This window comes from Deinococcus sp. Leaf326, from assembly GCF_001424185.1.
Lineage (GTDB): Bacteria > Deinococcota > Deinococci > Deinococcales > Deinococcaceae > Deinococcus.
This window is the reverse complement of sequence record NZ_LMOM01000020.1, coordinates 1-24521: the sequence shown is the minus strand read 5'-3', so window position 1 is coordinate 24521 and position 24521 is coordinate 1. Positions and strand designations below refer to the sequence as shown.

The window sequence follows — 24521 nt, the reverse complement described above, 5'->3', positions numbered from 1 at the left end:
GCATGAGGCTGGTGGTGGGGGTCAGTGGGGGCAGCGGAATTCCCTACGCCCACAGCATTCTGGAGGCGCTGCGGGCGCTGGAGGTCGAGACCCACCTCATCGTCTCGAGTGGGGCCAAGCGGGTCATGAGCGCCGAGGGCGGCCCGCAGCTCGCCGACCTCACGGCGCTGGCGACCCACACCCACGACGACCGCGACCTCGCAGCCAGCGTCGCCAGCGGGTCGTACCGCACCGACGGCATGCTCGTCGTGCCGTGCAGCGCGGGCACACTGGCCAAAATCGCGCACGGCTTCGCCGACAACCTGCTGTCGCGCGCCGCGCACGTCACCCTCAAGGAGCGGCGGCGGCTGGCGCTGCTCGTGCGTGAGGACCCCCTGCCCCGGCCCATGCTCCTCAACCTGCTGGCAGCCCATGATGCGGGCGCGACCGTCATGACCGCCTCGCCGGGCTTCTATCACGCGCCCGACAGCGTGGCTGAGCTGCTCCACTTCGTGACGGCCCGCGCCCTGGACCAGTTCGGGCTGGACGTGCCGGGCTTCCGCCGCTGGAAGGACGGAGAATGACGCCGGCCCCCAGGGTGGCCGCCCTCATTCCCGCCGCCGGGTCGGGCACGCGCCTGGGGCTGGGGCCAAAAGCTTTTGTTGAGGTCGCGGGCGCGAGTCTGCTGGCCCGCAGCGTGGCCGCGCTGGCTCCCCACGTGGACGAGGTGGTCGTGGCGCTGCCGGCGGGGTGGACCCTGCCGCCCGGCGTCCCGGCCCGCGTCGTCGTCGGGGGGCCGACGCGCCAGAACAGCGTGCGCCTGCTGCTGGAGGCCACCCAGGCCGAGGTGGTGCTCGTGCACGACGCGGCGCGGCCCTTTCTGCCCGCCGAGGTCGTGCGTGCGGTGCTCTCGGCGGCACAGGACCTCGGCGCGGCGACGGCGGCCCTGCCGGTGGCCGACACGCTGGTGCGGGCCGGTCCGGACCAGGCGGGCGCGGGCCAGCGCTGGGGCGAGCCGACCCCCCGGGAAGGGCTGTGGGCGGTGCAGACCCCGCAGGGCTTCCGGCACGGGGTGTTGCGGGAAGCCCACGCACGGGCGCAGGACGACGGCTATGTCGCCACCGACGACGCCGGACTGGTCGCGCGCTTGGGGGAACCGGTGGCGCTGGTGCCCGGCGACGCGCGGCTGTTTAAGGTGACGGCTCCCGGCGACCTCGCGCTGGCGACGGCCCTGGCGGCCGTGTGGGACGCCGGATGACCAGTCGCTCCCACGGCCACACCCACTTTGCCCCCGCCAAGATCAACCTCGGCCTGAGCGTGGTCGGGCGCCGCCCGGACGGCTACCACGAGTTGCACACCCTGATGGTCCCTCTCACAGTGGGCGACATGCTGGACATCGTGCCTGCACCTGCGCTGAGCCTGCGGGTCGAGGGAGCCGCGCTGCCCATCGACGGCCGCAACCTCGTGTACCGCGCGGCGCGGGCGTATCTGGACGCGGCTGGGGTGGGGGAGGGCGCGGCGATCACACTGCACAAACGTCTGCCGCTCGCCTCGGGCCTCGGGGGGGGCAGCAGCGACGCGGCGACCACGTTGCTCGCCCTGGCGCGGCTGTACCCGTCGGATGTGGACCTCGCGGCCCTGGCACTAGGTCTCGGGGCCGACGTGCCCTTCTTCCTGCCCGGCGGCGCCGCGCTGGCCTCGGGCGTGGGCGAGGTGTTGCAACCGGTGGACGTGCCGCCGGTCCATCTGGTGCTGGTCAACCCCGGCGTAGAGGTCAGCGCCGCCGACGCCTACCGCTGGCTGGCTGGGCGCTTCACGCCGCCGCTGGACTTGCCGGCCCTTCTCGCAGCTCTGGCCGCCGGCGGGCCGGTGCCGTACTTCAATGCCCTGCAACCGGAGGTCGTGCGGCGCCACCCGGAGATCGCCGAGGCACTCGCCGCCCTGGGCGAGGCCGGGCTGCATTCCCCGCTCATGAGCGGCTCGGGAAGCACCTGTTTCGCGCTGGCCCGCAGTGAGGCCCAGGCGCAGGCGGCGGCGCAGCACCTCACCCGGCGTTTTCCGGGCTGGTGGGTGGCAGCGACCTCTAGCCGGTCCGGTCTCCCCAGAGGGTGAGGCGGCTCCCCGCGCTGCCGGGCCGGGGGCGTTAGCCTGGGGAAGTGACTGTATTTCCGGCGACCGAGAACAGCCCCGCGCCGGAAGGGCCGCAGGCCGCGCCGCTCGCGGCCACCTGGCAACTGGCTGTGCCGCTGCCGATTCCGGCGTTGGATTTCGCTGCTCCGCACGGCTGGACCGGCGGGGTCCCGGTCGGCTGCCGGGTGCTGCTGCCCTGGCGCGGCGAGCTGACGGTCGGGCTGGTGCTGGGCGAGGGCGACCCCCGCGCGGCCCACCGCCTGCGCGACGCCGTACATGTGCTCGACGATCCGGTCGCGCCCTGGGTCACGCCGGGGACGGTTGCGGGCGTCTGCGCCTGGGCGCGTGACGCCCACATTCCGGCCGGACTGGTGTGGGGTGACCTGCTGGGTGTGGGCTGGGAGGCGGCGTACACCCACCGCGTGCGGGCCGTGGCCGGAGCCGACCTGAGCTTTTTCGGCCCCGCGGTGCCGGGCGAGGCCTGGGCCGACGCGGCCGCGTATCCGGGCGCGCTGCTCGACGCCGTCCGCGAGCAGGGGCTGCTGGACGAAGCCTTCTCTCCGTGCCCCCGTACGGTGACGGTCGTGCGGGCGCGCGCACTGGCGGCCGTGCCCACGGCCGCCCGCATGGTGACGGTCCTGCGCGCCGCGACCCCCGCGCCGCCGAGCCTGACCCCCCGGCAGGCCGGGGCCTGGGCCTGGCTGGCCGGAGCAGGCGAGCAGGAGTCGCTGAATGCCTGGGCGCGCGGCGCGGGCGTCAGCGGCAGCGTGGTGACGGCAGTCCTGAACGCGGGCGGCGCCGAGTACGTCCTGGCCGAGCGGTCCCCGCCTCCGGCCTGGGTGTGGCTGGCCGAGTCCGGTCCCCAGGATTCCCTCAGGGCCTGGGCCCAGGGCGCGGGCGTGCCGGCCTCGGCGGCGGCCGCACTGCTCGCGCGCGGCTGGGCCGAGCAGGTCGAGGTGCCCGCCCCTCCGCCCCCACTGCCCCTGGCCGCCGTGCCCGGAGAAGGCGACCTAGCCGCCGCCGAGTTGCCCGACCGCCTGCCGGAGGCCCCGGTGTGGCGGCTGCATGGGGGGCGGGCCGCCTCCCGTTTCCGGGTGCTGGCGCCGCGGGTGTCGCGGCTGCTCTCGCAGGGACGGGGGGTGCTCGTCCTTGCGCCCGACCACGCCACGCTGCGCCGGGCCTGGGCGGGCCTCTCGGGACTGGCAGAGGACGCGGGCACCCTGGCGGTCCAGGTAGGCGGTCATCTCTCTGCCGTGCAGCGGGGAGCGACCTGGGATTTTGTCCGCACGGGCGCGGCGCGGCTGGTGGTCGGCACCGTCCATGCCCTGAGCGCGCCAGTCGCCGACCTCGCCCTCGTCGTGGTGCTGGAGGAGGGCAGCGACGCCTACAAGCTGCTCTCGGGGTCACGCGCCTTCGTGCCGGACGTGGCCGCGTGCGTGGCCCAGGCGCAGGACGCGGCGCTGGCTTATGTGGGCAGTGTGCCGGCCGTCGAGAGCGTTCCGAAGCCGGGGGCCGAGCTACCGCCCCCGCGCGCCCGCGTGCATGTCGTGAACTACGCCGCGCCCCCCGAACAGCCCGAGCTGGGGCCGCTCAGCGGCGTGCAGCTGCCGCCCGGCGACCTGGGCTATCCCCTGAGCCACGATCTCGCGCGGCTGCTGCGGCAGGTCCAGGAACGCGGGCGGCAGGCGGCGCTCCTGGCCCCCCGGCGCGGCTACAGCGCGCTGCTGCGCTGCCCGAGCTGCGAGCACACCCCGCAGTGCCGCAACTGCGACGTGCCGCTGCGCTTTCACCAGGAGACCCGGCAGCTCACCTGCCACCAGTGCGGCTACCACGAAAATGTTCCTGACCGCTGCGACCAGTGCGGTGAGCAGATGTGGAAGGCGCGCGGTCCCGGAACCGAGTGGATCGCCGCCGAGGTGAGCCGGCTGCTGCCCGGTTTTCCGGTCTACCGCCTTGACCGCGACCACCAGGATGACCTCTCGTCCCTGCACGCGGGCGCGCCAGGCGTGGTCGTGGGCACGCAACTGCTGCTCTCGCAGCCCTGCCCGCCCGAGCTGGCGCTCGTCGGGGTGACGCTGGCCGATACGTGGCTGGGCGTCTCGGACTTCCGCGCCTCCGAGCGCTACCACCGCCTGCTGCGTCAGCTGGCTGAGTGGCATCCCAGCCGCGCGCCCATGATCGTCGTGCAGACCTTTCAGGCCGATCATCCGGCGCTGAAGGTGCTGGCCAGCGGGCAGGGGGTCCTGGCCTACCCGGCGGCCGAGGAGCGCGTGCGCCTGGAACTGGGCTACCCGCCGCACGCCCGCTTGGCCCAGATCGAGGTCGCGGCCCGCGAGCCCGAGCGAGCCCGGGTGGCTGCCCAGGAGATCGCCGACGCCCTGTTCGGTGCCGGGGCCACCGAACTGGAGGTGCTGGGACCGGCGCCCAGCCCGGTGGCGCGGCTGCGCGGCGTGTATCCCTACCACCTGATGCTGCGGGCGCGCAGCGACGCCCGGCTGGCCGAACTGCTCGCCGTGCTCGGGCGCCGGGGCTGGAAGGCGCGGGTGCGGGTGGACGTGAATCCGCGCGGGGGCCTGTAGCGGGGGCGGACCCGGCTGTTCCCGGATTTCCGTGATAAAGACGGGGAATGCAGGGAGACGACCTTTTTCTGACACTCCTGGGACCGCTGGGAACCATGACCGAACTCAGTGGGTACGGGGCATATCAGGACAGGGTGAGTCGTGAGATGGACCTCGCCACTGTTCGGGCCGGCAGAGGGCGCGCAAGGTGTATGGGCGCTGGCTGGACGATGTCGCCTGGGTACGTTGAGGCTCATCCCCAACACGGGGGAGCCGTTCGGCAGGCGCTGCTGGAGATTGGCCTCGACCCCTGGAACGGTGAGGAGCCGGACGAGCTAGAGGCGCGGCGCGTACCGGGGCGCACTTCCTGTGCTCAGTGGCCGGCCGTCACCTTCAGCCCAATGATCGCCACGACCATCAGCCCCAGGAAGAACAGTCGGGCGGGCGTGGCGGCCTCGCCGAACAGCACCATGCCCAGCAGCGCCGCGCCGACCGCGCCGATGCCCACCCAGATGCCGTAGGCCGTCCCGATGGGCAGCGTCTTGGTCGCCAGGCCCAGCAGACCCACGCTGGCGGCCATGCTCAGCAGGGTTAGGGCGGTGGGGAGCAGGCGGGTAAAGCCCTGCGTGTACTTCAGACCGATGGCCCAGCCCACTTCCAGCAGACCGGCGAGCACGAGATAGATCCATGCCATACATGACACCTCCGTCATGCGCCGTCTTGTCGTGACCGGGTACGGCGGTGCTCTCGTCCGGAGTTCTGCCGCCAGCGGTGAGACTGGGGGCGACTGGTTCCAGTGTACCGGCCGCGTGTAAGCAGCGCCTGAGCAGGCCAGGACCGGACCTGTGGCCCCTCGGGGCTACAGGAGGTCGGGCAGGTGGGTGATCGTCACAGGGTCAGGCCCTCTCCGCCACGCAGGGAGAGGGCCTGGGTATCTCGGCCGGTCCGGTCGGCCGTTGCGGGGGCTGCGGACCTCCGGCTACACCCCCAGATACGCGCTGCGTACCCGGTCGTCGGTCATCAGGGCCTGCTGTCCGCCCTGCAACGTCACGTGGCCGCCCTCGAGCACGTAGCCCCGGTGGGCGATGCCCAGGGCGGCGAAGGCGTTCTGTTCGGCCAGCAGCACGCTCACGCCCCCGGCGTTGACCCGCTGCAGCGCGGCGAAGACCTGATCGACGACCAGGGGTGCCAGGCCCAGCGACGGCTCGTCAAGGAGCAGGAGATCGGGGCGGGCCATCAGCGCCCGGCCGATGGCGACCATCTGCTGCTGCCCGCCCGAGAGGCTGCCCGCCGGAGCGTGGCGCTTGTCCACCATCGCGGGAAACAGCTCGTACACGCGCTCGAGTTCGCGGGCCGTGCCGGCAGGGTCGCGGCGATGCACGAAGGCCCCCAGGCGCAGGTTCTTCTCGACGCTCAGCTCGGGAAACAGCAGGCGGCCCTCGGGGCACTGCGAGACCCCGTGCGCGACGTTGAATTCCGGCCGGCCGCCGGTCAGCGGCGTTCCGCGCCAGGTCGCCGCGCCGCCCGAGGGCCGTTGGAGGCCGCTCAGGGTGCGGAACAGGGTGCTCTTGCCCGCGCCGTTGGCGCCCAGAAGCACCACGATCTCGCCGGGCTGCACGGTCAGGTTGACCGCGTGCAGGGCCGTGAAGTGGCCATACTTGACGCTCAGGTCGCGGACTTCAAGCATGGGGAGCTCCTGTGGAGGCGGGGTCGGCGGTCGCCTGACCCATCTGGCCGCCGTGGGCGTGGCTGCCCAGGTAGGCTTCGACCACCGCCGGGTCGCGGCTGACCTGCGCGGGCGTGCCCTGGGCGATCTTCTGGCCGTGGTGCAGCACCAGGATGTGGTCGGCTAGGCCCATCACGAGGCTCATCTTGTGCTCGACGAGGGCCACCGTCAGCCCGCCCGCGACGAGTTCGCGGATCAGGGCCATCAGGCGCACCGTCTCCTCGGGATTCATGCCGGCGGCGGGTTCGTCGAGCAGCAGTAGGTGGGGATTGCTGGCGAGCGCCATGGCGATCCCGACCCGTTTCTGGCCCTCCTGCGTCAGCGCTCCGGCGGGCCGTTCGGCCTGGTCGGCGAGGCCCACGCGGGCCAGGGCGGCCATCGCGCCGTCGCGGCTGCCCTCCTCGTCGCGGCGCTCGCGGCCGGTACGCAGCAGGGCGTCGAGCAGCCCGGCGCGCGTGCGGACCCGGTGCCCGATCATCACGCCGTCCAGCACGCTGAGTTCCTTATAGATGGTGGTCGTCTGGAAGGTGCGGGCGATGCCGCGCGCGACGACCTGATGGGTTCTCAGGCGCGTGATGTCCTCACCCTGGAAGCGGATACGCCCCGAAGTGGGCACATAGAAGCCCGAGATGAGGTTGAAGAAGGTGCTCTTGCCTGCTCCGTTCGGCCCGATGATGGCTGTGATCTGCCCGGCGGGCAGCGCGGCGCTCACGTCACGCACCGCGTGGTTGCCCCCGAAGCGGATGCCTAGGCCGTCCACTTCCAGCATGGGTGCGGACGCCGGGAGGGGAGTCTGTTCAGGCATGGTCCACCGCCTGTTCGGGGGTCGGGGCCGGCGCGGCGCGGCGCCCGCTCAGCCTGGCCCATAATCCGGCGAGGCCCTGCGGCGCGAACATCACCAGCAGCACGAGCAGCGGCCCGAAGACGACGTACTGGTAGTCCTGGAGGCCCTTGAGGCTCTGGGTCAGGGTGTACATGAGCGCCGGCCCCATCAGTGGCCCGACCAGCGTGCCCAGCCCCCCCACCAGCAGGTACAGCAGCACGGTGAAGGTCATGACCGGTCCGGTCGCTGCCGACCCCAGAAAGCCCACGTACACGGCGTACAGCCCGCCGGCGAAGCCCGCGATGGCGGTCGAGAGCATCATGGCGCGCAGCTTGTGGGCCATCACGTCAATGCCCGCCGAGCGCGCCAGGTCCTCGCCGCCCCGGATGGCGACGAGCGAGCGCCCGAAGACGCTACCCCGCGCGCGCGCCACTGCCACGATGGTCAGCAGCAGCGAGAGCAGGGCGAGATAGTAGAAGCCGCCCGAGAGCCGCAGCCCGACGCCCTGCGCGAGCGCCTCCAGACCGGCGGGGGGGTTGATGCCGTTGAGCCCTTCGTTGCCGCCCGTCAGCGCGTCCCACTTGTTGATGACGAGCATGATGATGACCCCCACGCCCAGCGTGAAGATGGAAAAGGCGTCGCCCTTGGTGCGGAAGGCCACCAGCCCCAGCCCCAGCCCCAGCACGGCGCACAGCGCGACTCCGGCGGGCCACGCCAGCCAGAAGCTCCAGCCGGCCTTGAGCGTCAGAATGCCCACCGCGTAGGCCCCAATACCGAAAAAGCCCGCGTGCGCCAGCGAGAGCAGCCCGGTGTAACCCAATAGCACGTTCAGCCCGTAGGCCAGGATGGCGTAGATCATCACGTTGATGCCGATGTCCAGCACGTAGCCCGACGGCCCCAGCAGCGGCACGAGCGCGGCGAGCACGAACGCGGCCACCCAGCCCCAGAGTCCCATGTTCTTCCGGTTCACGCGGCCCTCCGGAACAGGCCCTGCGGCCGCACGGCGAGCACGAGCACGAGCAGTGCGAAGCCGATCACGTCCGAGAAGTCCAGGTTGATGTAGTAGCCGCCGAACACCTCGGCGAAGGCCAGCAGCAGCGCTCCCACGATGGCCCCCGGCACGCTGCCCATGCCGCCCAGGATGATGATGGCGAAGACCTTGAGGTTCATGACCTCACCCATGCTGGGCGCGACCGCGTTGATGGGCGCGATGAGGGCCGCCGCGACCGCCGCGAGCGCCCCCGAGATGGCGAAGGTGAGCATCCCGACGCGCGCCGTGTTGATGCCCACCAGCCGCGCGCCCTCGCGGTTCTGCGCCATCGCCTCGATGGTGGCGCCGGTCAGGGTGCGCTTGAGGAAGAAGTTTAGGCCCAGCATGACCAGCACGCTCGCCGCGATCACCAGGAGGCGTTGCCAGGTCAGCGTAACGCCGCCGAGGTTCACGATGCCCTGCACGGGTTCGGTAATCTGCTTGAAGTCCGGCCCCCAGATGAGCTGCACCCCCGCCTCCAGAAAGAACAGCACGCCCAGCGCGGCAATCATGGGATGCACGTGCGGGGCGTTGCGCAGCGGAAAGAAGATCAGGCGTTCGAGCAGTGCGGCCAGCAGTGCCACGGCCACGGCCGAGAGCAGCAGCGCGGGCACGTAGCCCACCCCCAGGCCGTTCAGGGCCGCGTAGGTCAGGTAGGCGCCGAGCATATACAGCCCGCCGTGCGCGAAGTTGGGTACGCGCATCACGCCGTAGACGAGGGTCAGGCCCAGCGCCACGAGCGCGTAGACCCCGCCCAGCGCCAGAGCATTGAACAGTTGTTGCAGGAAAGTGGTCAAGGCGACGTCCTCGGGGAAGAAATAGGCGAACCCGCGCGCTCAGCATCAGGCTGGGGCGCGCGGGAGGGGGCCGAGCGGTTCAGGAGGGCTGCGTCCGGCGTGGGGATCCCGGCAAGCCACCGGGCCCTTGCCTTCACGTCCGCAACCTCTCCCGTCTCCACTCGCTGTATCCGGAAGTTACTTGTAGACCTTCGTGACCCGCAGGCGGGTGTACTTGCCGTCCTTGACGCTGGCGACCAGGAACTCGGCGTCGGCGTGGCCGTTGGCCGTCACGCCCAGCATCTTGTAGACCGTCTTGCTCTGCGGCAGGGCCTTGGCGGCGGCGTTGAGCTGCGCGCGGATGGCGACGGGGTCGTCGGTCTTGCCGGCGAGTTCCATCGCTTTGGCGACCACGTTCATGCCCATGTAGTTCAGGCCGGCCTCACTCGTCGGAATCTTCTTGTAGGCGCGCTGGTACTGCGCCACGAAGGCCTGGGTGCCGGGGAACTCGCGGGTGGGCAGCACGCCCACGCTGCCGTCGAGGTAGTTGCGCGGAATCTGCGTGTCCATCTGCTCGAACTTGGCCTGGTCCATCACGATGAAGCCGCCCTTGAAGCCCTGCTCGCGCGCCGCCTTGATCACGAGCGCGGTGGGCTGCGACGGGCCGCCCACGAACAGCACATCGGGCTTCTCGGCCAGGGCCTTGGTCACGGCGCTGGAGTAGTCCACGGTGGTCGCGTAGTCCACGCCGTTGTTGCCGCCGACCGTGCCGCCTTGCTTCTTCCACTCGCCGGTTACGGCCTCGGCCCACTGCTTGCCGTAGGCACTCGTGGTGCCGACCATGCCCAGCTTCTTGCCGAAGGCCTTCATCTGGGCCGACACGAAGGGTTGCAGGTAGTTGTCGTAGCGCGGCGGCAGCATGAAGGTCAGCGGGTTGTTGGCTTCCAGGATCTTGGGCTCGCTGGAGTACGCCACGAGCAGGAAGCTGGGGTCGCGGCCGGTCATGGGCTGCACCGTCAGGATGCCCCCCGAGTGCGGCACGAAGATCACGTCGATGCCCTGCGAGGTCAGGCGGCGCACGTTGGTGGCCGTCTCGTTGGGCAGGTAGCGGTCGTCGAGCGACACGAGCTTGAAGGTCACCTTCTCGCCGCCGACGGTCACGCCCCCAGTCTTGTTGAGGTCGTTGATCGCCATCTCGATGCCGCTCTGCACGTCCTTGCCGTAGAAGGCCGCGCCGCCCGAGAGAGGGCCGCTGTAGCCGATGTTCACCACCTTGTCGGCCAGGGCAGGGGTGGCGAGGGCCAGGGAAAGCGCAGCGAAACACAGTCGTTTCATGGGGGTGCCTCCGGAGTCGTCTCGGGCCGCCGCGCCGTGAGCGTTACACGGCCAGGACGGCGTTTAGAGCATGTTCTTGGACGAACTTCAAATTTTAGGTGCCCTCCATGCTGGCACGCGCCCTGTGGGGTGTCAATCCTTGCGGCCTACACTCCCCCCGTTCCGGCACTGGGGTGGCCCCACATAGGCTGGCGGCCGGCGGCCCAGGAACTCCGGCAAAAATGCCCACCGCTGCACGGGAAGCGGGGGCGGGGTTAAGGGGCGGGTGTCAGGCAGGCTGGCTCAGGGTCTGTTCCAGGGCCAAGCGGTAGGCGGCCTGCGCCTGCGCCGCCCCGAGCGCGGGCACGGGTTCTGAGGAGAGGCGGGGCATGGCCTCAGGCAACGACGGGTACAGGCCCGCCACCGGCATGGCCAGAATCGCCGCGCCCTCGGCCGCGCCCGGTTCGCTCGCGCTGCGCCGCACCTCCAGGTCCAGTGCGCCCGCGACCAGCCCGAGCCACAGGTCGCTCCTGGCCCCGCCGCCCGTGGCGAGCAGGGTCGTGACCCCCGACAGGGGCCGCATGACTGCGTAGGCGTCGGCCAGCGCGAAGGCCGTGCCCTCCAGCAGCGCGCGCACGAGGTGCCCCCGGCCGTGCGCCAGGCTCAGGCCCCCGAAGCTGCCGCGCAGGTCCGGGCGCATGTGTGGGCTGCGTTCGCCCGACAAGAAGGGCAGGAAGGTCAGGCCGTCCGCCCCGGCGGGAACGGCCGCCGCTTCCTCCAGCAGCGTGCCGAAGGGGGTTCCTGGGGCCAGGCGGTCGCGGAACCACTGCAAGGCCCCCGCCGCGCTGAGGGTCACGCCCAGCAGGTTGAAGCCTCCGTCGGCGTGCGCGAACAGGTGGACGCGGCCCTCGGGGTCGGGCGTGGGCGCGGTCAGGGGCACGAACAGCACGCCGGAGGTGCCCAGGCTCACGCTGCCCACCTGCGGCCGCGCCGACCCCAGGCCCAGGGCGATGCCCGCCGCCGCGTTGTCGCCGCCGCCCGCGACTACCGGTAGGCCCACGGGCAGGCCAGTCTGCGCGGCCATCTCCGGAAGAAGGGTGCCGGTCTGGGCGGCCGAAGCAACCACGTCGGGAAACAGGTCGGCGGTCAGGTCCAGCGCCCCCAGCACGTCGTCGTCCCAGGCCAGCCGCGCGAGGTTCAGTGCCCCCACCCCCGAGGCGTCGGAGGGTTCGGTGGCCTGCACGCCGGTGAGCACGAAGCCCAGATAGTCCTTGGGCAGCAGCACCCGGCGCGTGCGGGCAAACACCTCCGGTTCCTCGGCCCGCAGCCACAGCAGCTTGGGCAGCTGAAAGCCGGTCACGGCGCGGTTGCCGGTCCGGGCGATCAGGTCGGCGCGGGGAATGCGGGCCTCGGTCTCGGCCACGGCTGCGGCGGTGCGCTGGTCGTTCCACAGGGGCGCGGGCCGCAGCACCTCGCCCCCCGCGCCCAGAAAGACCGCGCCGTGCATCTGGCCGCTCAGGCCCAGGGCCAGGGGTGTGTGCCCAGCCGCCCGCACCTGCCCCGCCACGTCGCGCAGCGCCTCCAGGCTGGCCGCCACCCAGTCGGCGGGCCGCTGCTCGGTCCAGCCGAGCTGCGGGGTCAGCAGCGGGTAACTGCGCGTGGCCTGGGCGACGGTAACGTGCGCGGCGTCCAGCGCGACCACCTTCACGCCGCTGGTGCCCAGGTCGAGACCGAGGGTGACCTCCGGCATGGGCTAGCGCGTCCCCAGTAGCAGGTCCACCGTGAGCTGGTCAAGGTGCTCCAGGCCCGGCCCCCGCCCGCCGAGTTCGGCGCGGTCGAAGGTGCGGGCCCTGAGGGCCTCGGCCTTCTGGGGCGAAAAGCCGCGCGTCAGGTCGGAGAGTTCCTGGTCCTCGACGCGGTAGGCCGCGAGCGCCGCCTGAATCTCGGGATCGGCATTGAACTGCCGCGCCTTCTCGCGCAGGATGAGGTAGGTGCGCATGCAGCCGCGCGCGAAGGCCCACACGCCCGCCTCGTCCTCGGTGCGCAGGGCGTGGGCGTCGAAGTGCTTGGGGCCGGCGTACCCGGTGTCCTCGAGCAGCTTGACCAGGAAAAAGGCGGTCTTGATATTTTCGGACCCGAAGCGCAGGTCCTGGTCGAAGCGGCCCGGTTTCTGGTCGTTGAGGTCGATATGGAACAGCTTGCCCGCGTCGATGACCTGCGCGACCGCGTGCGCGAAGTTCAGGCCCGCCATCGTGTCGTGCGCGAACTCGGGGTTGACCCCGAACCGCTCGGAGCGCTCGAGCGTGGCGATGAAGCCCAGCATGCTGCCGGCCGTCGGAAAGAAGATGTCGCCGCGCGGCTCGTTGGGCTTGGGTTCCAGCGCAAAGCGGTAGCCGTAGCCCTGCGCCTCGCTGTAGTCGGCCAGAAAGTTCAGGCTGTCGCGGAACCAGCTGATCGCGTCGAGCAGTTTGCCGCCCGCGTCTACCTCCGCGCCCTCGCGCCCGCCCCAGAACACGTAGGTGTGTGCGCCCAGGTCGTGGCCCAGGTCCATGCTGCGCATCGTCTTTTGCAGGGCGTAGGCCCGCACGCGGGCGTCGGCGCTCGTGAAGGCTCCGTCCTTGAACGCTGGGTCCGAGAACAGGTTGGTGGTCGCCATCGGCACGACCAGCCCGTGATCCGAGAGTGCGCCTTTGAACTCCGCGACGATCCGGTCACGCTCGGCCGCCGAGGCGTCGATGGGCACGAGGTCGTTGTCGTGGAGGTTGATGCCATAGGCCCCCAGTTCCCCGAGCTTCTGGGCGATGTAGGGCGCGCTCAGCGCGGCGCGGGTCGGCTCGCCGAAGGGGTCGCGCCCGGTCTGGCCGACTGTCCACAGGCCGAAGGTGAACTTGTCGTCGGGGGTGGGAACGTAGCTGCTGTGCGTCATGGGAAACCTCCGGGCGGGCGAACAAGGGGCGAAGGGATGGGGAGAGGGGCCTGCTCAGCGTGCGCCGATGGTCTGGGCGAGCACCTGCGCCGCCGCGCCGCGTGCCGGGCGCAGCAGGTGGTCGGAGCAGACCTCGACCCGGGCCGCGCCCCCCAGGCCGGGCCGGCCCTGCTGGTGCGCGGCGAAGAAGGCCAGGGCTGTCTCGACCATCGGGCCGTCCAGCCGCGCCAGCAGGCCGCCGATGATCATGTGGCTGGGGTTCAGGGTGCGCTGCAGGTTGACTAGCAGCGTGCCCAGGACCTCGCCGGCCCGGCGCAGCGCGACCTGCACCGCGGCGTCGTCGAGGTGCGCGGCCACGAAGTCGCCCAGCGATTCGCCCTCGGCCACGCCCAGGGTCGCGCGCAGGGCCCAGCCGCTGAGCAGGGTCTCGGCGCAGCCCCGGTTGCCGCAGTGGCAGTACAGGCCGCCCGGCTGCACCAGGGTGTGCCCGATCTCGCCGGCCAGCCCCTGCGGGCCGTGCAGGAGCTGCGGCGTGGGCTGGCCCGGCAGCGCCCCGGCCAGGACCAGCCCCGCGCCGATCCCGGTGCCCAGGCTCAGGTAGGCCAGCACCTCGGGCGGCTGAGGGTGCCGGTACGCCTCGCCAAACGCGGCGGCGTTGGCCTCGTTCTCGATCAGGCGCAGGCCGGGCAAGTCGCCCAAGTGCGGCGCGAGCACCTCCAGCATGGCCACCGGTCCCCAGCCCAGGTTGGGCGCGTAGGCCAGGGTCTGGTCGGCCGGGTCCACCGGTCCCGGCACCGCCACGCCCAGGCCCAGGATCACGCGCCCAGCCACCGCCGGGTCGCGCCGCAGCTCCGCGATCAGCCCGGCCAGCTGCCGGGCGGCCTGCTCAGGGGGCCCAGTGGGGGCGCTCAGGGTGCGGCTGGCCAGTACCTCACCTCGCAGCGTGCAGGCCACGGCCCGTTGCCCCAATACGCCGATCTCGGCCCCCAGCAGCACGAAATTGCCGGCGCTCAGCGACAGGGACCGCCCCGGCCGGCCCACTCCGCCCGGACGCGGCTCGCCCTCGTCCAGCCAGCCCTGCGCGAGCAGGTCGCCCACGACCGTCCCGACCGTCATCTTGGTCAGGCCGGCCTGCGTCGCCAGTTCGGCGCGGCTCAGGCCCGGCTGACGGCGCACCAGATCGAGGATGCGGGCCCGGTTCAGGTGCTTGAGGAAGCCCTGGTCTCCGGTGGGGTGGGGCGTGTCTAGGGTCGGCATGACATATCTCCATATAACGGGGTCGCAGTGAATTTCCAGATCAACCGGGCGGAGTGGGCAGGGAGAGATTCAGGGGCACTGCCGGGAACCTGTCAGGAGAGCTGCGGTGGACTCCAAGCGACAACAGAGCTGATGAGTAAAAAGGTCTGACGAATAGGATTGAGAGGCAGCCTAGCGATCCAGGGCAGTCAGGTCAAGTCCAGCCTGCGAACAGTGCAGCTCAGTCTGTTCAAACTGAGGACGGCCATACCCCTGTTGCTTTTTGGCTGGCCGGATGCTTACACTTTGTTAGTCAAAACAACTTACCTAATAGATTCATCTGCTGGCCGCTCCGGCGCGGGTCGGGCGACCGTTTGGAGGACATATGAAAAGACTCGGTAAAGCAGTCCTGACCCTCGTGGGCGTCTTCGCCCTGGCTTCCAGCGCCCATGCCCAGCAGGGCGTGACGGTCGGCGTGAGCTGGTCGAACTTTCAGGAGGAACGCTGGAAGACCGACGAGGCCGCCATGAAGGCGCAGCTCGCCAAGCTGGGAGCCAAGTACATCAGCGCCGACGCCCAGAGCAGCAACGAAAAACAGGTGTCGGACATCGAGAGCCTCATCACGCGCGGAGCCACCGTGCTCGTGGTGCTGGCGCAGGACAACGAGGCCATCTTGCCCGCCATTGCCCGTGCCCGCGCCGAGGGCATCCCGGTGGTGGCCTACGACCGCCTGATCGAAGACCCCAGCGTGTTCTACCTGTCGTTCAACAACCGCGAGGTCGGCCGCCTGCAGGCCCAGATGATCTACAACGTCAAGAAGTCGGGCAACTTCGCCTTCATCAAGGGCAGTCCCTCGGACCCCAACGCCGACCTGCTGTTCGCGGGTCAGATGGACGTACTCGGCGCGGCGATCAAGGCCGGGACCATCAAGAAGGTGGGCGAGCAGTACACCGAGGCCTGGAAGCCCGAGGTCGCCCAGAACAACATGGAGCAGATGTTGACCGCCAACCGCAACCGCATTGACGCGGTGGTCGCCAGCAACGACGGCACGGCGGGCGGCGCGGTCGCGGCCCTGGCCTCGGTGGGGCTGGCGGGCAAGGTGCCCGTGTCGGGCCAGGACGCCGACAAGGCCGCCCTGAACCGCATCGCGCGGGGCCAGCAGACCGGCACTGTCTGGAAAGACGCCCGCACCCTGGCGACCGAGGCCGCCAAGATCGCCGTGCAACTGGCCAGGGGCACCAAGCCGAGTGCCATCGCGGGGGCACAGATCTTCAACACCGGTCCCAAGAAGGTCAGCGTGAGCAGCATTCTGCTCAAGCCGGTGGTCATCACCAAGACCAACCTGAACCAGGTCATCACGGCCGGCTGGGCGACCAAGGCCGAAGTGTGCCGGGGCGTCAGCGGAGCGTCCGCGCCCGCCGCCTGCCGCTGAGGAGCGCGGCCCGGCTGGGAAATCCCCGGCCGGGGTAGTCGGTCTGCGCCGCAGCTCTGCGCCTGTGCGTTGGCGGAGCTGCGGCGCGTCCTGCCGCGCGCCTGTCGCCCACCCCCACCTCTTCGGAAGACGGCGGCGAGCCGAGCCGACCCCGCGCGTCTTCCGGCCACCCTCAGGGAGAACCTCCATGCAAAACCGCGCTGTGCTCGCGCGCCGCTCCGCGTCCGGTGGCCTGCTCGAACGCCTGCATCTCGACGGCCGCCTGGCCTCGTTGCTGGTCGCCATCGTCGTGATCTGGGCCACCTTTCATCTGCTCACGGGCGGCACGTTCCTGACCTCCCGCAACCTCTGGAACCTGTCGGTGCAGACCGCCTCGGTGGGGGTCATGGTGGGCGGCATGGTCATGGTGATCGTCATGCGCCAGATCGACCTGTCGGTCGGGTCCATCCTGGGCGTTTCGGGGATGGTGATGGCGGTCGTGAATGCCCGGCTGCTGCCCGACGTGCCCTGGAGCGGCTGGGTCACGCTGCTGGCCGGGCTGCTGGTGGGCGGGGCCATCGGGGCCGTGCAGGGCGCCTGGGTGGCCTACCTGGGCGTGCCCGCCTTTATCGTCACGCTGGGCGGCCTGCTGATTTGGCGCGGCTTCGCCTGGGTGCTCACCTCTGGGCAAACGGTCGCGCCGCTCTCGGACGGCTTTCAGGTGTTCGGCGGCGGGCTGGGCGGCTCGATCGGCAGCGGCTGGAGCTGGGCGGTGGGCCTCGCCCTGATCGCCTGGGTCGTGCAGGGGGACGTGCGCAACTACCTGCGGCGCGCCCGCAACGGCCTGCCGCAGCGCAGTCTGGCGGTGCAGGTGCTCGTGACTGCCGTGACCGTGCTGCTCATCGCCGGGTTCATTCTGGTCATGGTGGGCTACGCCGACCCGCGCACCGGACTGCCGCGCGGAATGCCGGTGCCGGTGCTGCTCATGCTGGCCGTGACCGGCGTGATGATGTGGGTGGTGCGCGCCACGCGCTTTGGCCGCTACGTGTTCGCCTACGGCGGCAACCCCGAGGCGGCGCGCCTGGCCGGGATCAACACCGCCCGCCTGACCGTCATGGTGTTCGCGCTGATGGGCCTGCTGGCCGCCCTGGCCGGCGCCATCCAGACCGCGCGCCTGAACGCGGGGACCAACTCGACCGGCACGCTGGCCGAACTGAGCGTGATTGCCGCCGCCGTGATCGGGGGCACCAGCCTCAGCGGCGGGACCGGCAGTATTCCGGGCGCGTTCCTGGGGGCGCTGTTCATGGCCAGCCTCATCAACGGAATGCTGCTGCTCGACCTGTCGAGCGCCACCCAGAACATCATGCAGGGGCTGGTGCTTGTGCTGGCCGTGACCCTGGATACCTGGCACCGCCGCCGCAGCGGGCGCTAACGAAGGAGGCACCAGACCCCATGACCCAGCACCCCCAGATACAGCACCCCCAGAACCAGACTCCCGCGGCCCCGAACTCTGTGGCCCCCACCGCCCAGACCCCGCTGATAGAAACGCGCCATATCTCCAAGCACTTCGGGGGTGTGCAGGCCCTCGACGACGTGAACGTCACCCTCTACCCAGGCGAGGTGGTGGGGCTGCTGGGCCACAACGGCGCGGGCAAGTCCACCCTCATCAAGATCCTGTCGGGGGCCTACGCGGCCGACGGCGGCGAAATCCTGATCGACGGCCGGCCCGTCACGCTGGGCAGCCCGCGCGACGCGCAGCGCCAGGGCATCGAGACCATCTACCAGAATCTGGCGCTGGCCGACAACCTCGACGTGCCCGCCAACATCTTTCTGGGCCGCGAACTCATGCGCGGCGGGCGGCTGGACGAGGACACCATGGAACTCGAGGCCCGCAAGCTGCTCGACCGCCTGGGGGTGGTCAGCGTGCGCAACCTGGGCCAGCCGGTGTCGGGGTTTTCGGGGGGCCAGCGCCAGAGCATCGCCATCAGCCGCGCGGTGTATTTTCAGGCCCGTATCCTGATCATGGACGAGCCGACGGCAGCGCTGGGCCCACAGGAAACCGCGCAGGTCAATGACTTGATCCTGAGCCTCAAGCGCGAGGGCGTGGGTATCTTCCTGATCAGCCACGACCTGCACGACGTGTTTGATCTGGCCGACCGCCTGACGGTCATGAAAAACGGCCGCGTGGTGGGCACGGCCCCCAAGGAGGACATCACTCCTGACGAGGCGCTGGAGATGATCATTGCCGGGAAGCTGCCCCAGGCGCTCCGGACCGCGTAGGGTCACCGCACACGGAAGAAGGCCGTCGCCAGAGCAGAGGCGACGGCCTTCTTCCGTGCCCGCGCTCAGGTCAACAGGGTCTCTCTGGCCTGGGCTGCTCCGGCATGCTCGGCCGGCTTCATGTGTCTGCTCAGCACCTCGGCCAGCCCCGTGTTGACCACGCAGGCCCTGAAGTCGAACGACGCCATTACCGTGCGGATTTCGTCATCGCTGAGGTTGTTGAACAGCGCCACATACGGCTTGATGAGCAGGTGGCCCACATACTGGTCGAAGGTAGCCTGCCCCAGAAAGCGGCGGTTGGCCCCCGGCTCGATCTCGGGGTCGCCGATGGCGTCTTCGATCAGGCCCGCGAGCTCCGAGAGTTTGGCCTTGGCGGGGGTGGTGGGCAGCCAGCCCATCCAGAAATCGGTGTCGAGCTGTGCCTTGAGGTCCAGCACCGGGGCCGCGAGCCGGCGGTAGGGCGAGTGCGGGTCCAGGGTCACGAGGCCCATCACGCCCACGTCCTTGTAGGTCCAGGTGGTCCAGTGCGCGCCGAATTCCTCGAACACGGCGATCTGGTCGTCTATCGCCCGCACACGGCTGGCGAGGTCGTCGCCGGGGCCGTTGTACACCGAGCCGAACTCACCGATCCACAGCGGCACGCCATGTTTCTGGGCAAAGCGGGTGCCCTCCTGCGCCGCAAAGATCTCGCGTTGCAAATCTATGTCCCAGTGCTGGAGGGTGACCTGCCCGGCGAACGATCCCTCGAAGCCCTGGAAGGGGCCGGGATACACGCCGGGGCCGAAGCCCGCCGCCGAGTAGTTGTGGCTGGAGTACACCAGATTCTCGGCAAAGGGCGCGTCCAGGCCGTCGAAACGGGTCGAGAACAGGTCGCCCTCCAGCACGATGATGTGGTCCGGGTCCACCTCGCGGATGGCCGCCACCGTGCGGTGGTAGACGCGGTTGATGACCTCCCAGTCGGGCGTGTAGGCGTTGCTGCCGAAGCGGCCGTCAGGGGCGTTGGTGACCGGCTCGTTCATGATGTTGTAGGCCGCCACCGCCGAATTGCCCCGGAAACGCCGCGCCAGTTCGGTCCACAGATGTACGAAGCGGTCCTGAAAGTGGGGGTGCTGCCAGAACAGGGTATTGCGGCTGGCATTGTCGCTGTGCCAGTCGGTGTTCTGCCAGCCCTGAACGGCGTGCAGGTCCAGAATGGCGTACAGGCCGTGCCGGGCACACATCTCGACGGCGCGTTCCAGTTGCGCGAATCCCTCTTCGATCAGCTCGAAGGGCCGGGCGTCGTCCTCGAAGGTGCGGTAGTTCATGGGCAGGCGCACGGCAGTCGAGCCAAGCGATTTCAGGAACGCGAAATCGGCGTCGGTCACGAAATGGTCCCGCATCTGAGAGAAGATCAGGTCGGCCTTGTGTGCCCCCAGCGACTCGCGCATTGCTCGCTTGACGGCGTGTTCGGCCCCCGGATACCCGTTGATGAAATTTTCCAGGTGCAGCCAGCCCCCGGTGCAGGTGCCGCGCCACTGCACGCGCTGGCCGTGCTCGTCGACGATTTTTCCGTTCTTGACCTGTAACATGGCGACTCCAGATGTGCGAGAGAGGACGTGGGCCTCAGCCCTTGATGGCCCCGGCCATCAGCCCGCTGACCAGCTTTTCCTGCGCGAAGATGTACACGACGATGAGGGGCAGCGCAGTCAGGGTAACCACCGCCAGCACCGCCGGAATATCCGAGCTGTACTGGCCCTGAAAGTCGAAGATCGCCAGGGGTAGCGTGCGGTGACTGGGCGTGCTGGTGAGCACATACGCGAAGATGAACTCGTTCCAGAGGTTGATGCCGGTGTAGATGCCCACCGTGACCAGTCCGGGCCGGCTGAGCGGCAAGAAGATGCGGGCGTAGGTGGTGAAGGGGCCGCAGCCGTCGATCTGGGCGGCCTCGCTTAGCTCACGCGGGATCTGGCGCATGAACTCCGTGAGCAGGAAGATCGAGACCGGCAGGCTGAAGGCCACATACGGCCCGATCAGGGCAAAGGACGTGTCGTACAGGTGCGCGGCACGGGTCAGCAGATAGATCGGAATGAGGGTGACGTGCACCGGCACGATCAACGCGGCCACGATCACCCCGAAGACCGGCCCGTTGAACCGGAAATTCAGCCGGGCCAGCGCGAAGGCCGCCAGGCTGCTCAGGAGCAGGGTCAGGGCGACCGACACCGACACCACGAACAGGCTGTTCCAGACATAGCTCAGAAAGGGGCCGCGCAGCACGTCGGCGTAGTGGCTCCAGTCGGCCTGGCGGGGCGGCGTCCACATCGAGGTGCTGTACGACTCCTCGCGACTCTTGAGGCTGAGCATGACCATGAACACGAAGGGCAGGGCGGTGAGCAGCAGCCATAACCCCTTGAGCAGCGTGGCGGGCAGGGCGCGTAGCCGGGACGGGCCGGGGCGGCGGGTGGCCGGGGGGGGCAGGGGAGCCGAAGTCATGTCAGACCTCCGTCTGGTAGCGGCGGGTCAGGCGCAGGGCCAGCCCGGCCACGACCACCACGATCAGGAACATGGCGCTGGAAATGGCCGCGCCGTAGCCGATGTTGAAGCCGCTGAATACCGTGCGGTACATGTAGGTCGCCATGAGTTCGGAGGCGTTGGTGGGGCCGCCGCCGGTCATCACGTACACCAGATCGAAGTACCGCAGCGCACCGATCAGGGACAGCACCGCCGCCGAGCGGATGGTGCCTTGCAAGAACGGCAGGGTGATGCGCCAGAAGACGACCCGGGGCGACGCGCCGTCGAGGGTGGCGGCCTCGCTCAGTTCGGCGGGCATGCTCGACAGCCCCGCCATGAACAGCAGCATGTAGAAGGGAATGCTCTGCCAGCAGATCACGGCGATGACCGACAGCAGCGCGAAGCGCGGGTCGCCCAGCCAGTCCTGCGCCAGGGCGTCCAGGTGCAGAGCACGCAGTCCCACGTTGATGGCCCCGAAGTTGGGGTCGTACAGGTTGCGGAAGACCGTGCCGATGGCGACGCTGGACATCAGCAGCGGCACGACGTACACGATCCGCAGGAACGCCGACCCGCGTGAGGCGCGCCCCAGGGCTACAGCCAGCAGCAGACCGAGGGGCAACTGGATCAGGATCGAGAGGACGGCCAGCAGCGCATTGTTGCCGAGCGCCCTGACGAACACCGCGTCGCGGCTCAGCTCCAGCCAGTTGTTCCAGCCCACATTGCGGGCGGTGTTGCCCAGGCCGTTCCAGTCCACGAACGACAGCCGGAAGTTGGCGATCAGTGGGTAGATCAGGAAGACGGCCAGAATCAGGACGGCGGGGGCCAGAAAGGCCACGGCGATCCAGTCCTGTCGGGGACGCCGGGCACGCCGGGCCTGGGACGGCGCGGCGGCGACGGGTTTGGCAGTCAGACTCAAGGGGTTTCCCTCCTTTGCGGGCCGGGCCGGGGCAGGGGTTCCAGGCAGGACTGCGCCGCCCAGGGGCGGGAGCGACTAGGCCACGTGGCTCCCATGCTCACCCCGTTCATGCGGGGCCCGGCCTACTTGCCGGCGGCCAGTTTTTTGGCGAGGGCCTCCATCTGGTCGGCGGCGGCCTGCGGCGTGATGCTCAGGCCCAGCAGCGCCTGACTGGTGTCCTTGTGGAGTTCGCCCAGTTGCGGGGCGAGGTCCTGGTCGTACCAGAGCTGCACGCTGGGGGCCTTGGCCACGAAGGCCGAAACCTGCGAGAGCAGCGGGTCTGTGACCTTCAGTCCCTTGACGGGCGGCAAGCGGCGGTCGGCGAGGCGGTCCTGCTCGGCCTGGGTGTCGGTAATCGCCTTGAGCAGCTTGAAGGCGAGCTCGGGGGTCTTGCAGGACTTGGCGACGCTGTAGAAGTTGTCGCCGACCGTGCCCAGTACGTTGCCCGCGTTGCCCTTGCCGCCCGGCACAGTGGGAAAGGCGAAGAAGCCCATATCCTTGGCAAAGGTGGGGTTCTCGCTGCTGATCGTGGCGAGCTCCCAGGTACCCATGAGCTCCATGGCGGCCTTGCCCGAGTACAGAAGCTGGCGCGACACGCCGCTGTCGTAGTCCAGGCCGTTGTAGCCCTGCACGAACGCGCCCGCCCGCACCAGGTCTTGCAGCAGCGTGCCCGCCTTGACGAACACGGGGTCGGCGAAGCTGCCGCCGCCTTTACGCAGCACCGCGTTCCTGAAGGTGTCGGGGCCGCCCAGGCGGTCGACCAAGTAGCCGTAGTACATCGAGCCCGGCCACTTGGCCTTGTTCGCCAGCGAGAAGGCGGCCACGTTGTTGCCCTTGAGTGTGGCGACCACCTTGAGCAGTTCGGGCCATGTCCTGGGCGGCGTCAGCTTGTACTTGGCGAACAGCGCCTTGTTGTAGATGACCACGGCGATGCCCGTGTTTTCGCCGGGTATGCCGTAGATCTGCTTGTCGAAGGTCACGGCGCTCCAGGAGGCGGGCTGAAAGCGGGTGTAGAACGCCTGGTCTTTTTGCAGGAAGGGCGAGAGGTTGACCACCTGGCTGGACTTGACGTACTCGTACAGCGGGCCGCCGCCCCATGACGCGAAGACGCACGGCGCGGCGTTGGCGCCGAAGGCGATCTTGAGTTTGGTCTTGTAGGTGTCGTTGGGTGTCGGGCTGACATTGACCTTCACGCCGGGGTTGGCCGTCTGGAAACGGTCCACGGCCTTCTGGATCACCGCCTTGCCCGCCTCGGTGGTCTGGAGATGCCACAGGTCGAGGCTGGACTGGGCCGACGCCAACTGGGCCAAGCCGAGCGTGCTGGACAGAACAAGGGTCAGGGCGGTCCATCGTGCGTGCTTCATGGCGGCTCCTCGTGGCACGCGGACGTGCCGAACGTATCAGGCGTTCTGGATCGGTGGAGTGCTGAGCTGGCGAACAAACGGCGTGCCCCGGGAGCCCCGGCTTCTTATCTGGCCTCCCGGGCCTGGCTGCCTGGGGCAGCGCCCTAGTTGGCGGTGCTGGGGACCTCGCCCACAGGTGGGGGCGCCGTCGAGGCGCGGTCTATCAGCTCGGTGGCGAGGACCAGTCGGTCAGTGACGGCCCCGGCGCCGTGTAGGACGTTGAGAAGCTGCTTGATGCCTGCCCGGCCCATTTCCGTGAGGGGCTGGCGAACGGTGGTCAGCGCCGGAAACACCTGACTGGCCTGGGGAATGTCGTCGAAGCCGACGACCGACACGTCCTGCGGAACCCGCAGCCCCAGTTCCTTGATGGCCTCGACCGCGCCGAACGCCGACAGGTCGTTGGCGGCAAAGATGGCGGTGGGCGCAGGCACAAGCCCCAGCAACCGCGTCGCGGCGGCGAATCCTCCAGGCTGGGTGTAGTGCCCTTCTTCGACCAGCAGCGGCTCGGGAATCAGACCAGCAGTAAGCAGCCCTTCCTGATAGCCCCGGAAGCGCTCCAGACTGGCGGCGGTGTCGGCACGGCCCGCAATGAAGCCGATGCGGGTATGGCCCAGGTCCAGCAGGTGGCGCATGGCCGCGCGTGCGCCCTGGTAATGGTCGGCGTCCACGAGCGGAAAGGGCGAGTTCTGGTTGCCGGTCGCCACCACCACGACCGGGACGTGCGCCCTCAGCAGCGCCTGAGAATACTGGTCGACCGAGCGGGGCAGCACCATCAGCAGGCCGTCGACGAGGCCGTGGGTCAGGCGACCGACATTCTGCGATTCGTGCCGCAGGTCTTCCTGGGTTGTGGAGATGAGCAGGTCCAGCCCCGCCTCGCGGGCGGCCATATCGGCGCCCCGAATGACCTCGCTGATGTACTGCGGTCCGATGGACGGCACGACCACCCCCAGGGTGTTGGTGCGCCCGGCCGACAGTGCGCGGGCGGCGCCGTTGGCGACGTAGCCGAGTTCGTCGATAGCGCGGTAGACGCGCTCGCGGGTGGCATCGGAAATCCCCGCTTTGTTGTTGACCACCTTGGAAACGGTCATGCGTGAAACGTCGGCACGACGGGCCACGTCTGCCAGCGTCACTGGACCTGTAGGCATAGAACTCCTTATGGGTTTAACTTTGAGTTACCGATAACTCTACGCTGTCAATCGTGCCACGTCAATTGGGGGAGGAACCCAAAATGCCGGGTCATACTGGAAAAAGATACGGGTATCTAGCGCCATTCGCCGGACAGGGTGCCGGTTCAGGACATTGCAGGGTTCCGGCCTAGGCAGCCAGAATCAGCACCTGCCGCACCCCTCTGGTTGTGACTTGTCCGTATGGTCGTCGAAAAGGCAAAACGTACGTGATTAGCGACGCAGGCTGATCAGGACATCAACGGGGTCCTGACCGCGCAACCGCGCGGTCTCCACCGTCGACTTGATGCGCATGTACGTCTG

General features: G+C 69.6%; 21 protein-coding genes and 1 riboswitch. Of the genes, 7 read left to right on the top strand and 14 right to left on the bottom strand.

Features of this window, described 5'->3' with window-relative positions:
• Positions 1 to 2 precede the first annotated feature (2 nt).
• The 4 genes from ASF71_RS06935 to priA all read left to right on the top strand — a co-directional run bounded on the left by ASF71_RS06935 (position 3) and on the right by priA (position 4688).
• Positions 3 to 563: a UbiX family flavin prenyltransferase gene (locus tag ASF71_RS06935; protein ID WP_056297113.1), complete on the top strand. Its 561-nt coding sequence runs from the start codon at positions 3 to 5 to the stop codon at positions 561 to 563.
• A complete protein-coding gene (gene ispD / locus ASF71_RS06930; RefSeq protein WP_056297109.1) occupies positions 560 to 1237 on the top strand; it encodes a 2-C-methyl-D-erythritol 4-phosphate cytidylyltransferase in 678 nt (225 codons plus the stop codon). Before ASF71_RS06935 ends, ispD begins: the two co-directional genes overlap by 4 nt.
• Complete coding sequence (locus tag ASF71_RS06925) at positions 1234 to 2091, top strand: 4-(cytidine 5'-diphospho)-2-C-methyl-D-erythritol kinase (RefSeq protein WP_056297106.1); 858 nt, start codon at positions 1234 to 1236, stop codon at positions 2089 to 2091. The genes ispD and ASF71_RS06925 overlap by 4 nt, the downstream gene beginning before the upstream one ends.
• A 128-nt stretch (positions 2092 to 2219) precedes the next feature.
• On the top strand, positions 2220 to 4688 hold the full coding sequence (priA, locus tag ASF71_RS06920; RefSeq protein ID WP_056297144.1) for a primosomal protein N': 2469 nt from the start codon (positions 2220 to 2222) through the stop codon (positions 4686 to 4688).
• Positions 4689 to 5040: 352 nt separating this feature from the next.
• Here the strand turns inward: priA and sugE are convergent, their stop codons facing one another.
• The 9 genes from sugE to ASF71_RS06875 form a co-directional block, all read right to left on the bottom strand.
• Positions 5041 to 5361, bottom strand: a complete 321-nt coding sequence (sugE, locus tag ASF71_RS06915; protein ID WP_056297103.1) for a quaternary ammonium compound efflux SMR transporter SugE — start codon at positions 5359 to 5361, stop codon at positions 5041 to 5043.
• 15 nt (positions 5362 to 5376) lie between these two features.
• Positions 5377 to 5444: riboswitch (guanidine-III (ykkC-III) riboswitch) on the bottom strand.
• 202 nt (positions 5445 to 5646) lie between these two features.
• The gene (locus ASF71_RS06910) at positions 5647 to 6354 is read right to left on the bottom strand and encodes an ABC transporter ATP-binding protein (protein ID WP_056297101.1); all 708 of its coding nucleotides are present in this window, start codon (positions 6352 to 6354) and stop codon (positions 5647 to 5649) included.
• Positions 6347 to 7198 carry an ABC transporter ATP-binding protein gene (locus ASF71_RS06905; protein ID WP_056297098.1) on the bottom strand — a complete coding sequence of 284 codons (852 nt, stop codon included), beginning with the start codon at positions 7196 to 7198 and terminating at the stop codon, positions 6347 to 6349. The genes ASF71_RS06910 and ASF71_RS06905 overlap by 8 nt, the downstream gene beginning before the upstream one ends.
• Positions 7191 to 8171, bottom strand: coding sequence for a branched-chain amino acid ABC transporter permease (locus ASF71_RS06900; protein WP_056297141.1), 981 nt, complete (start codon positions 8169 to 8171; stop codon positions 7191 to 7193). The genes ASF71_RS06905 and ASF71_RS06900 overlap by 8 nt, the downstream gene beginning before the upstream one ends.
• A gap of 11 nt (positions 8172 to 8182) precedes the next feature.
• Complete coding sequence (locus tag ASF71_RS06895) at positions 8183 to 9043, bottom strand: branched-chain amino acid ABC transporter permease (RefSeq protein ID WP_056297095.1); 861 nt, start codon at positions 9041 to 9043, stop codon at positions 8183 to 8185.
• 177 nt (positions 9044 to 9220) lie between these two features.
• The gene (locus ASF71_RS06890; protein ID WP_056297092.1) at positions 9221 to 10357 is read right to left on the bottom strand and encodes an ABC transporter substrate-binding protein; all 1137 of its coding nucleotides are present in this window, start codon (positions 10355 to 10357) and stop codon (positions 9221 to 9223) included.
• A gap of 268 nt (positions 10358 to 10625) precedes the next feature.
• Positions 10626 to 12086 carry a xylulokinase gene (gene xylB, locus ASF71_RS06885; protein ID WP_056297090.1) on the bottom strand — a complete coding sequence of 487 codons (1461 nt, stop codon included), beginning with the start codon at positions 12084 to 12086 and terminating at the stop codon, positions 10626 to 10628.
• 3 nt (positions 12087 to 12089) lie between these two features.
• A complete protein-coding gene (gene xylA / locus ASF71_RS06880; RefSeq protein WP_056297087.1) occupies positions 12090 to 13262 on the bottom strand; it encodes a xylose isomerase in 1173 nt (390 codons plus the stop codon).
• Positions 13263 to 13316: 54 nt separating this feature from the next.
• Complete coding sequence (locus ASF71_RS06875) at positions 13317 to 14519, bottom strand: ROK family transcriptional regulator (RefSeq protein WP_056297084.1); 1203 nt, start codon at positions 14517 to 14519, stop codon at positions 13317 to 13319.
• A gap of 364 nt (positions 14520 to 14883) precedes the next feature.
• Between ASF71_RS06875 and xylF the strand changes: the two genes are divergently transcribed.
• From xylF to ASF71_RS06860, 3 genes are all read left to right on the top strand, one after another.
• Positions 14884 to 15930 (top strand): D-xylose ABC transporter substrate-binding protein, encoded by a 1047-nt coding sequence (gene xylF, locus ASF71_RS06870; RefSeq protein WP_056297082.1) that lies wholly within the window; start codon positions 14884 to 14886, stop codon positions 15928 to 15930.
• Positions 15931 to 16117: 187 nt separating this feature from the next.
• Positions 16118 to 17341: a sugar ABC transporter permease gene (locus ASF71_RS06865; protein ID WP_056297078.1), complete on the top strand. Its 1224-nt coding sequence runs from the start codon at positions 16118 to 16120 to the stop codon at positions 17339 to 17341.
• 20 nt (positions 17342 to 17361) lie between these two features.
• Positions 17362 to 18189 carry an ATP-binding cassette domain-containing protein gene (locus ASF71_RS06860; protein WP_082505681.1) on the top strand — a complete coding sequence of 276 codons (828 nt, stop codon included), beginning with the start codon at positions 17362 to 17364 and terminating at the stop codon, positions 18187 to 18189.
• A 65-nt stretch (positions 18190 to 18254) separates the two neighbouring features.
• Here the strand turns inward: ASF71_RS06860 and ASF71_RS06855 are convergent, their stop codons facing one another.
• The 5 genes from ASF71_RS06855 to ASF71_RS06835 form a co-directional block, all read right to left on the bottom strand.
• The gene (locus ASF71_RS06855; protein ID WP_056297075.1) at positions 18255 to 19757 is read right to left on the bottom strand and encodes a glycoside hydrolase family 5 protein; all 1503 of its coding nucleotides are present in this window, start codon (positions 19755 to 19757) and stop codon (positions 18255 to 18257) included.
• Positions 19758 to 19791: 34 nt separating this feature from the next.
• On the bottom strand, positions 19792 to 20658 hold the full coding sequence (locus ASF71_RS06850) for a carbohydrate ABC transporter permease (RefSeq protein ID WP_082505679.1): 867 nt from the start codon (positions 20656 to 20658) through the stop codon (positions 19792 to 19794).
• Position 20659: 1 nt separating this feature from the next.
• Positions 20660 to 21592, bottom strand: coding sequence for a carbohydrate ABC transporter permease (locus ASF71_RS06845; RefSeq protein ID WP_082505677.1), 933 nt, complete (start codon positions 21590 to 21592; stop codon positions 20660 to 20662).
• Positions 21593 to 21714: 122 nt separating this feature from the next.
• The gene (locus ASF71_RS06840; RefSeq protein WP_056297070.1) at positions 21715 to 22995 is read right to left on the bottom strand and encodes an extracellular solute-binding protein; all 1281 of its coding nucleotides are present in this window, start codon (positions 22993 to 22995) and stop codon (positions 21715 to 21717) included.
• Positions 22996 to 23138: 143 nt separating this feature from the next.
• Entirely contained in the window at positions 23139 to 24179 is a 1041-nt protein-coding gene (locus tag ASF71_RS06835) for a LacI family DNA-binding transcriptional regulator (protein ID WP_056297067.1), read from the bottom strand.
• Between the last annotated feature and the right edge of the window lie 342 nt (positions 24180 to 24521).

Excerpts from the sequence above, each read along its gene's own strand:
- ASF71_RS06935 (WP_056297113.1), top strand. The coding sequence starts at position 3 with ATGAGGCTGGTGGTGGGGGTCAGTGGGGGCAGCGGAATTCCCTACGCC.
- ispD (WP_056297109.1), top strand. The coding sequence starts at position 560 with ATGACGCCGGCCCCCAGGGTGGCCGCCCTCATTCCCGCCGCCGGGTCG.
- ASF71_RS06925 (WP_056297106.1), top strand. The coding sequence starts at position 1,234 with ATGACCAGTCGCTCCCACGGCCACACCCACTTTGCCCCCGCCAAGATC.
- sugE (WP_056297103.1), bottom strand. The coding sequence starts at position 5,361 with ATGGCATGGATCTATCTCGTGCTCGCCGGTCTGCTGGAAGTGGGCTGG.
- ASF71_RS06910 (WP_056297101.1), bottom strand. The coding sequence starts at position 6,354 with ATGCTTGAAGTCCGCGACCTGAGCGTCAAGTATGGCCACTTCACGGCC.
- ASF71_RS06905 (WP_056297098.1), bottom strand. The coding sequence starts at position 7,198 with ATGCCTGAACAGACTCCCCTCCCGGCGTCCGCACCCATGCTGGAAGTG.
- ASF71_RS06900 (WP_056297141.1), bottom strand. The coding sequence starts at position 8,171 with ATGGGACTCTGGGGCTGGGTGGCCGCGTTCGTGCTCGCCGCGCTCGTG.
- ASF71_RS06890 (WP_056297092.1), bottom strand. The coding sequence starts at position 10,357 with ATGAAACGACTGTGTTTCGCTGCGCTTTCCCTGGCCCTCGCCACCCCT.
- xylB (WP_056297090.1), bottom strand. The coding sequence starts at position 12,086 with ATGCCGGAGGTCACCCTCGGTCTCGACCTGGGCACCAGCGGCGTGAAG.
- xylA (WP_056297087.1), bottom strand. The coding sequence starts at position 13,262 with ATGACGCACAGCAGCTACGTTCCCACCCCCGACGACAAGTTCACCTTC.
- ASF71_RS06875 (WP_056297084.1), bottom strand. The coding sequence starts at position 14,519 with ATGCCGACCCTAGACACGCCCCACCCCACCGGAGACCAGGGCTTCCTC.
- xylF (WP_056297082.1), top strand. The coding sequence starts at position 14,884 with ATGAAAAGACTCGGTAAAGCAGTCCTGACCCTCGTGGGCGTCTTCGCC.
- ASF71_RS06865 (WP_056297078.1), top strand. The coding sequence starts at position 16,118 with ATGCAAAACCGCGCTGTGCTCGCGCGCCGCTCCGCGTCCGGTGGCCTG.
- ASF71_RS06860 (WP_082505681.1), top strand. The coding sequence starts at position 17,362 with ATGACCCAGCACCCCCAGATACAGCACCCCCAGAACCAGACTCCCGCG.
- ASF71_RS06855 (WP_056297075.1), bottom strand. The coding sequence starts at position 19,757 with ATGTTACAGGTCAAGAACGGAAAAATCGTCGACGAGCACGGCCAGCGC.
- ASF71_RS06850 (WP_082505679.1), bottom strand. The coding sequence starts at position 20,658 with ATGACTTCGGCTCCCCTGCCCCCCCCGGCCACCCGCCGCCCCGGCCCG.
- ASF71_RS06840 (WP_056297070.1), bottom strand. The coding sequence starts at position 22,995 with ATGAAGCACGCACGATGGACCGCCCTGACCCTTGTTCTGTCCAGCACG.
- ASF71_RS06835 (WP_056297067.1), bottom strand. The coding sequence starts at position 24,179 with ATGCCTACAGGTCCAGTGACGCTGGCAGACGTGGCCCGTCGTGCCGAC.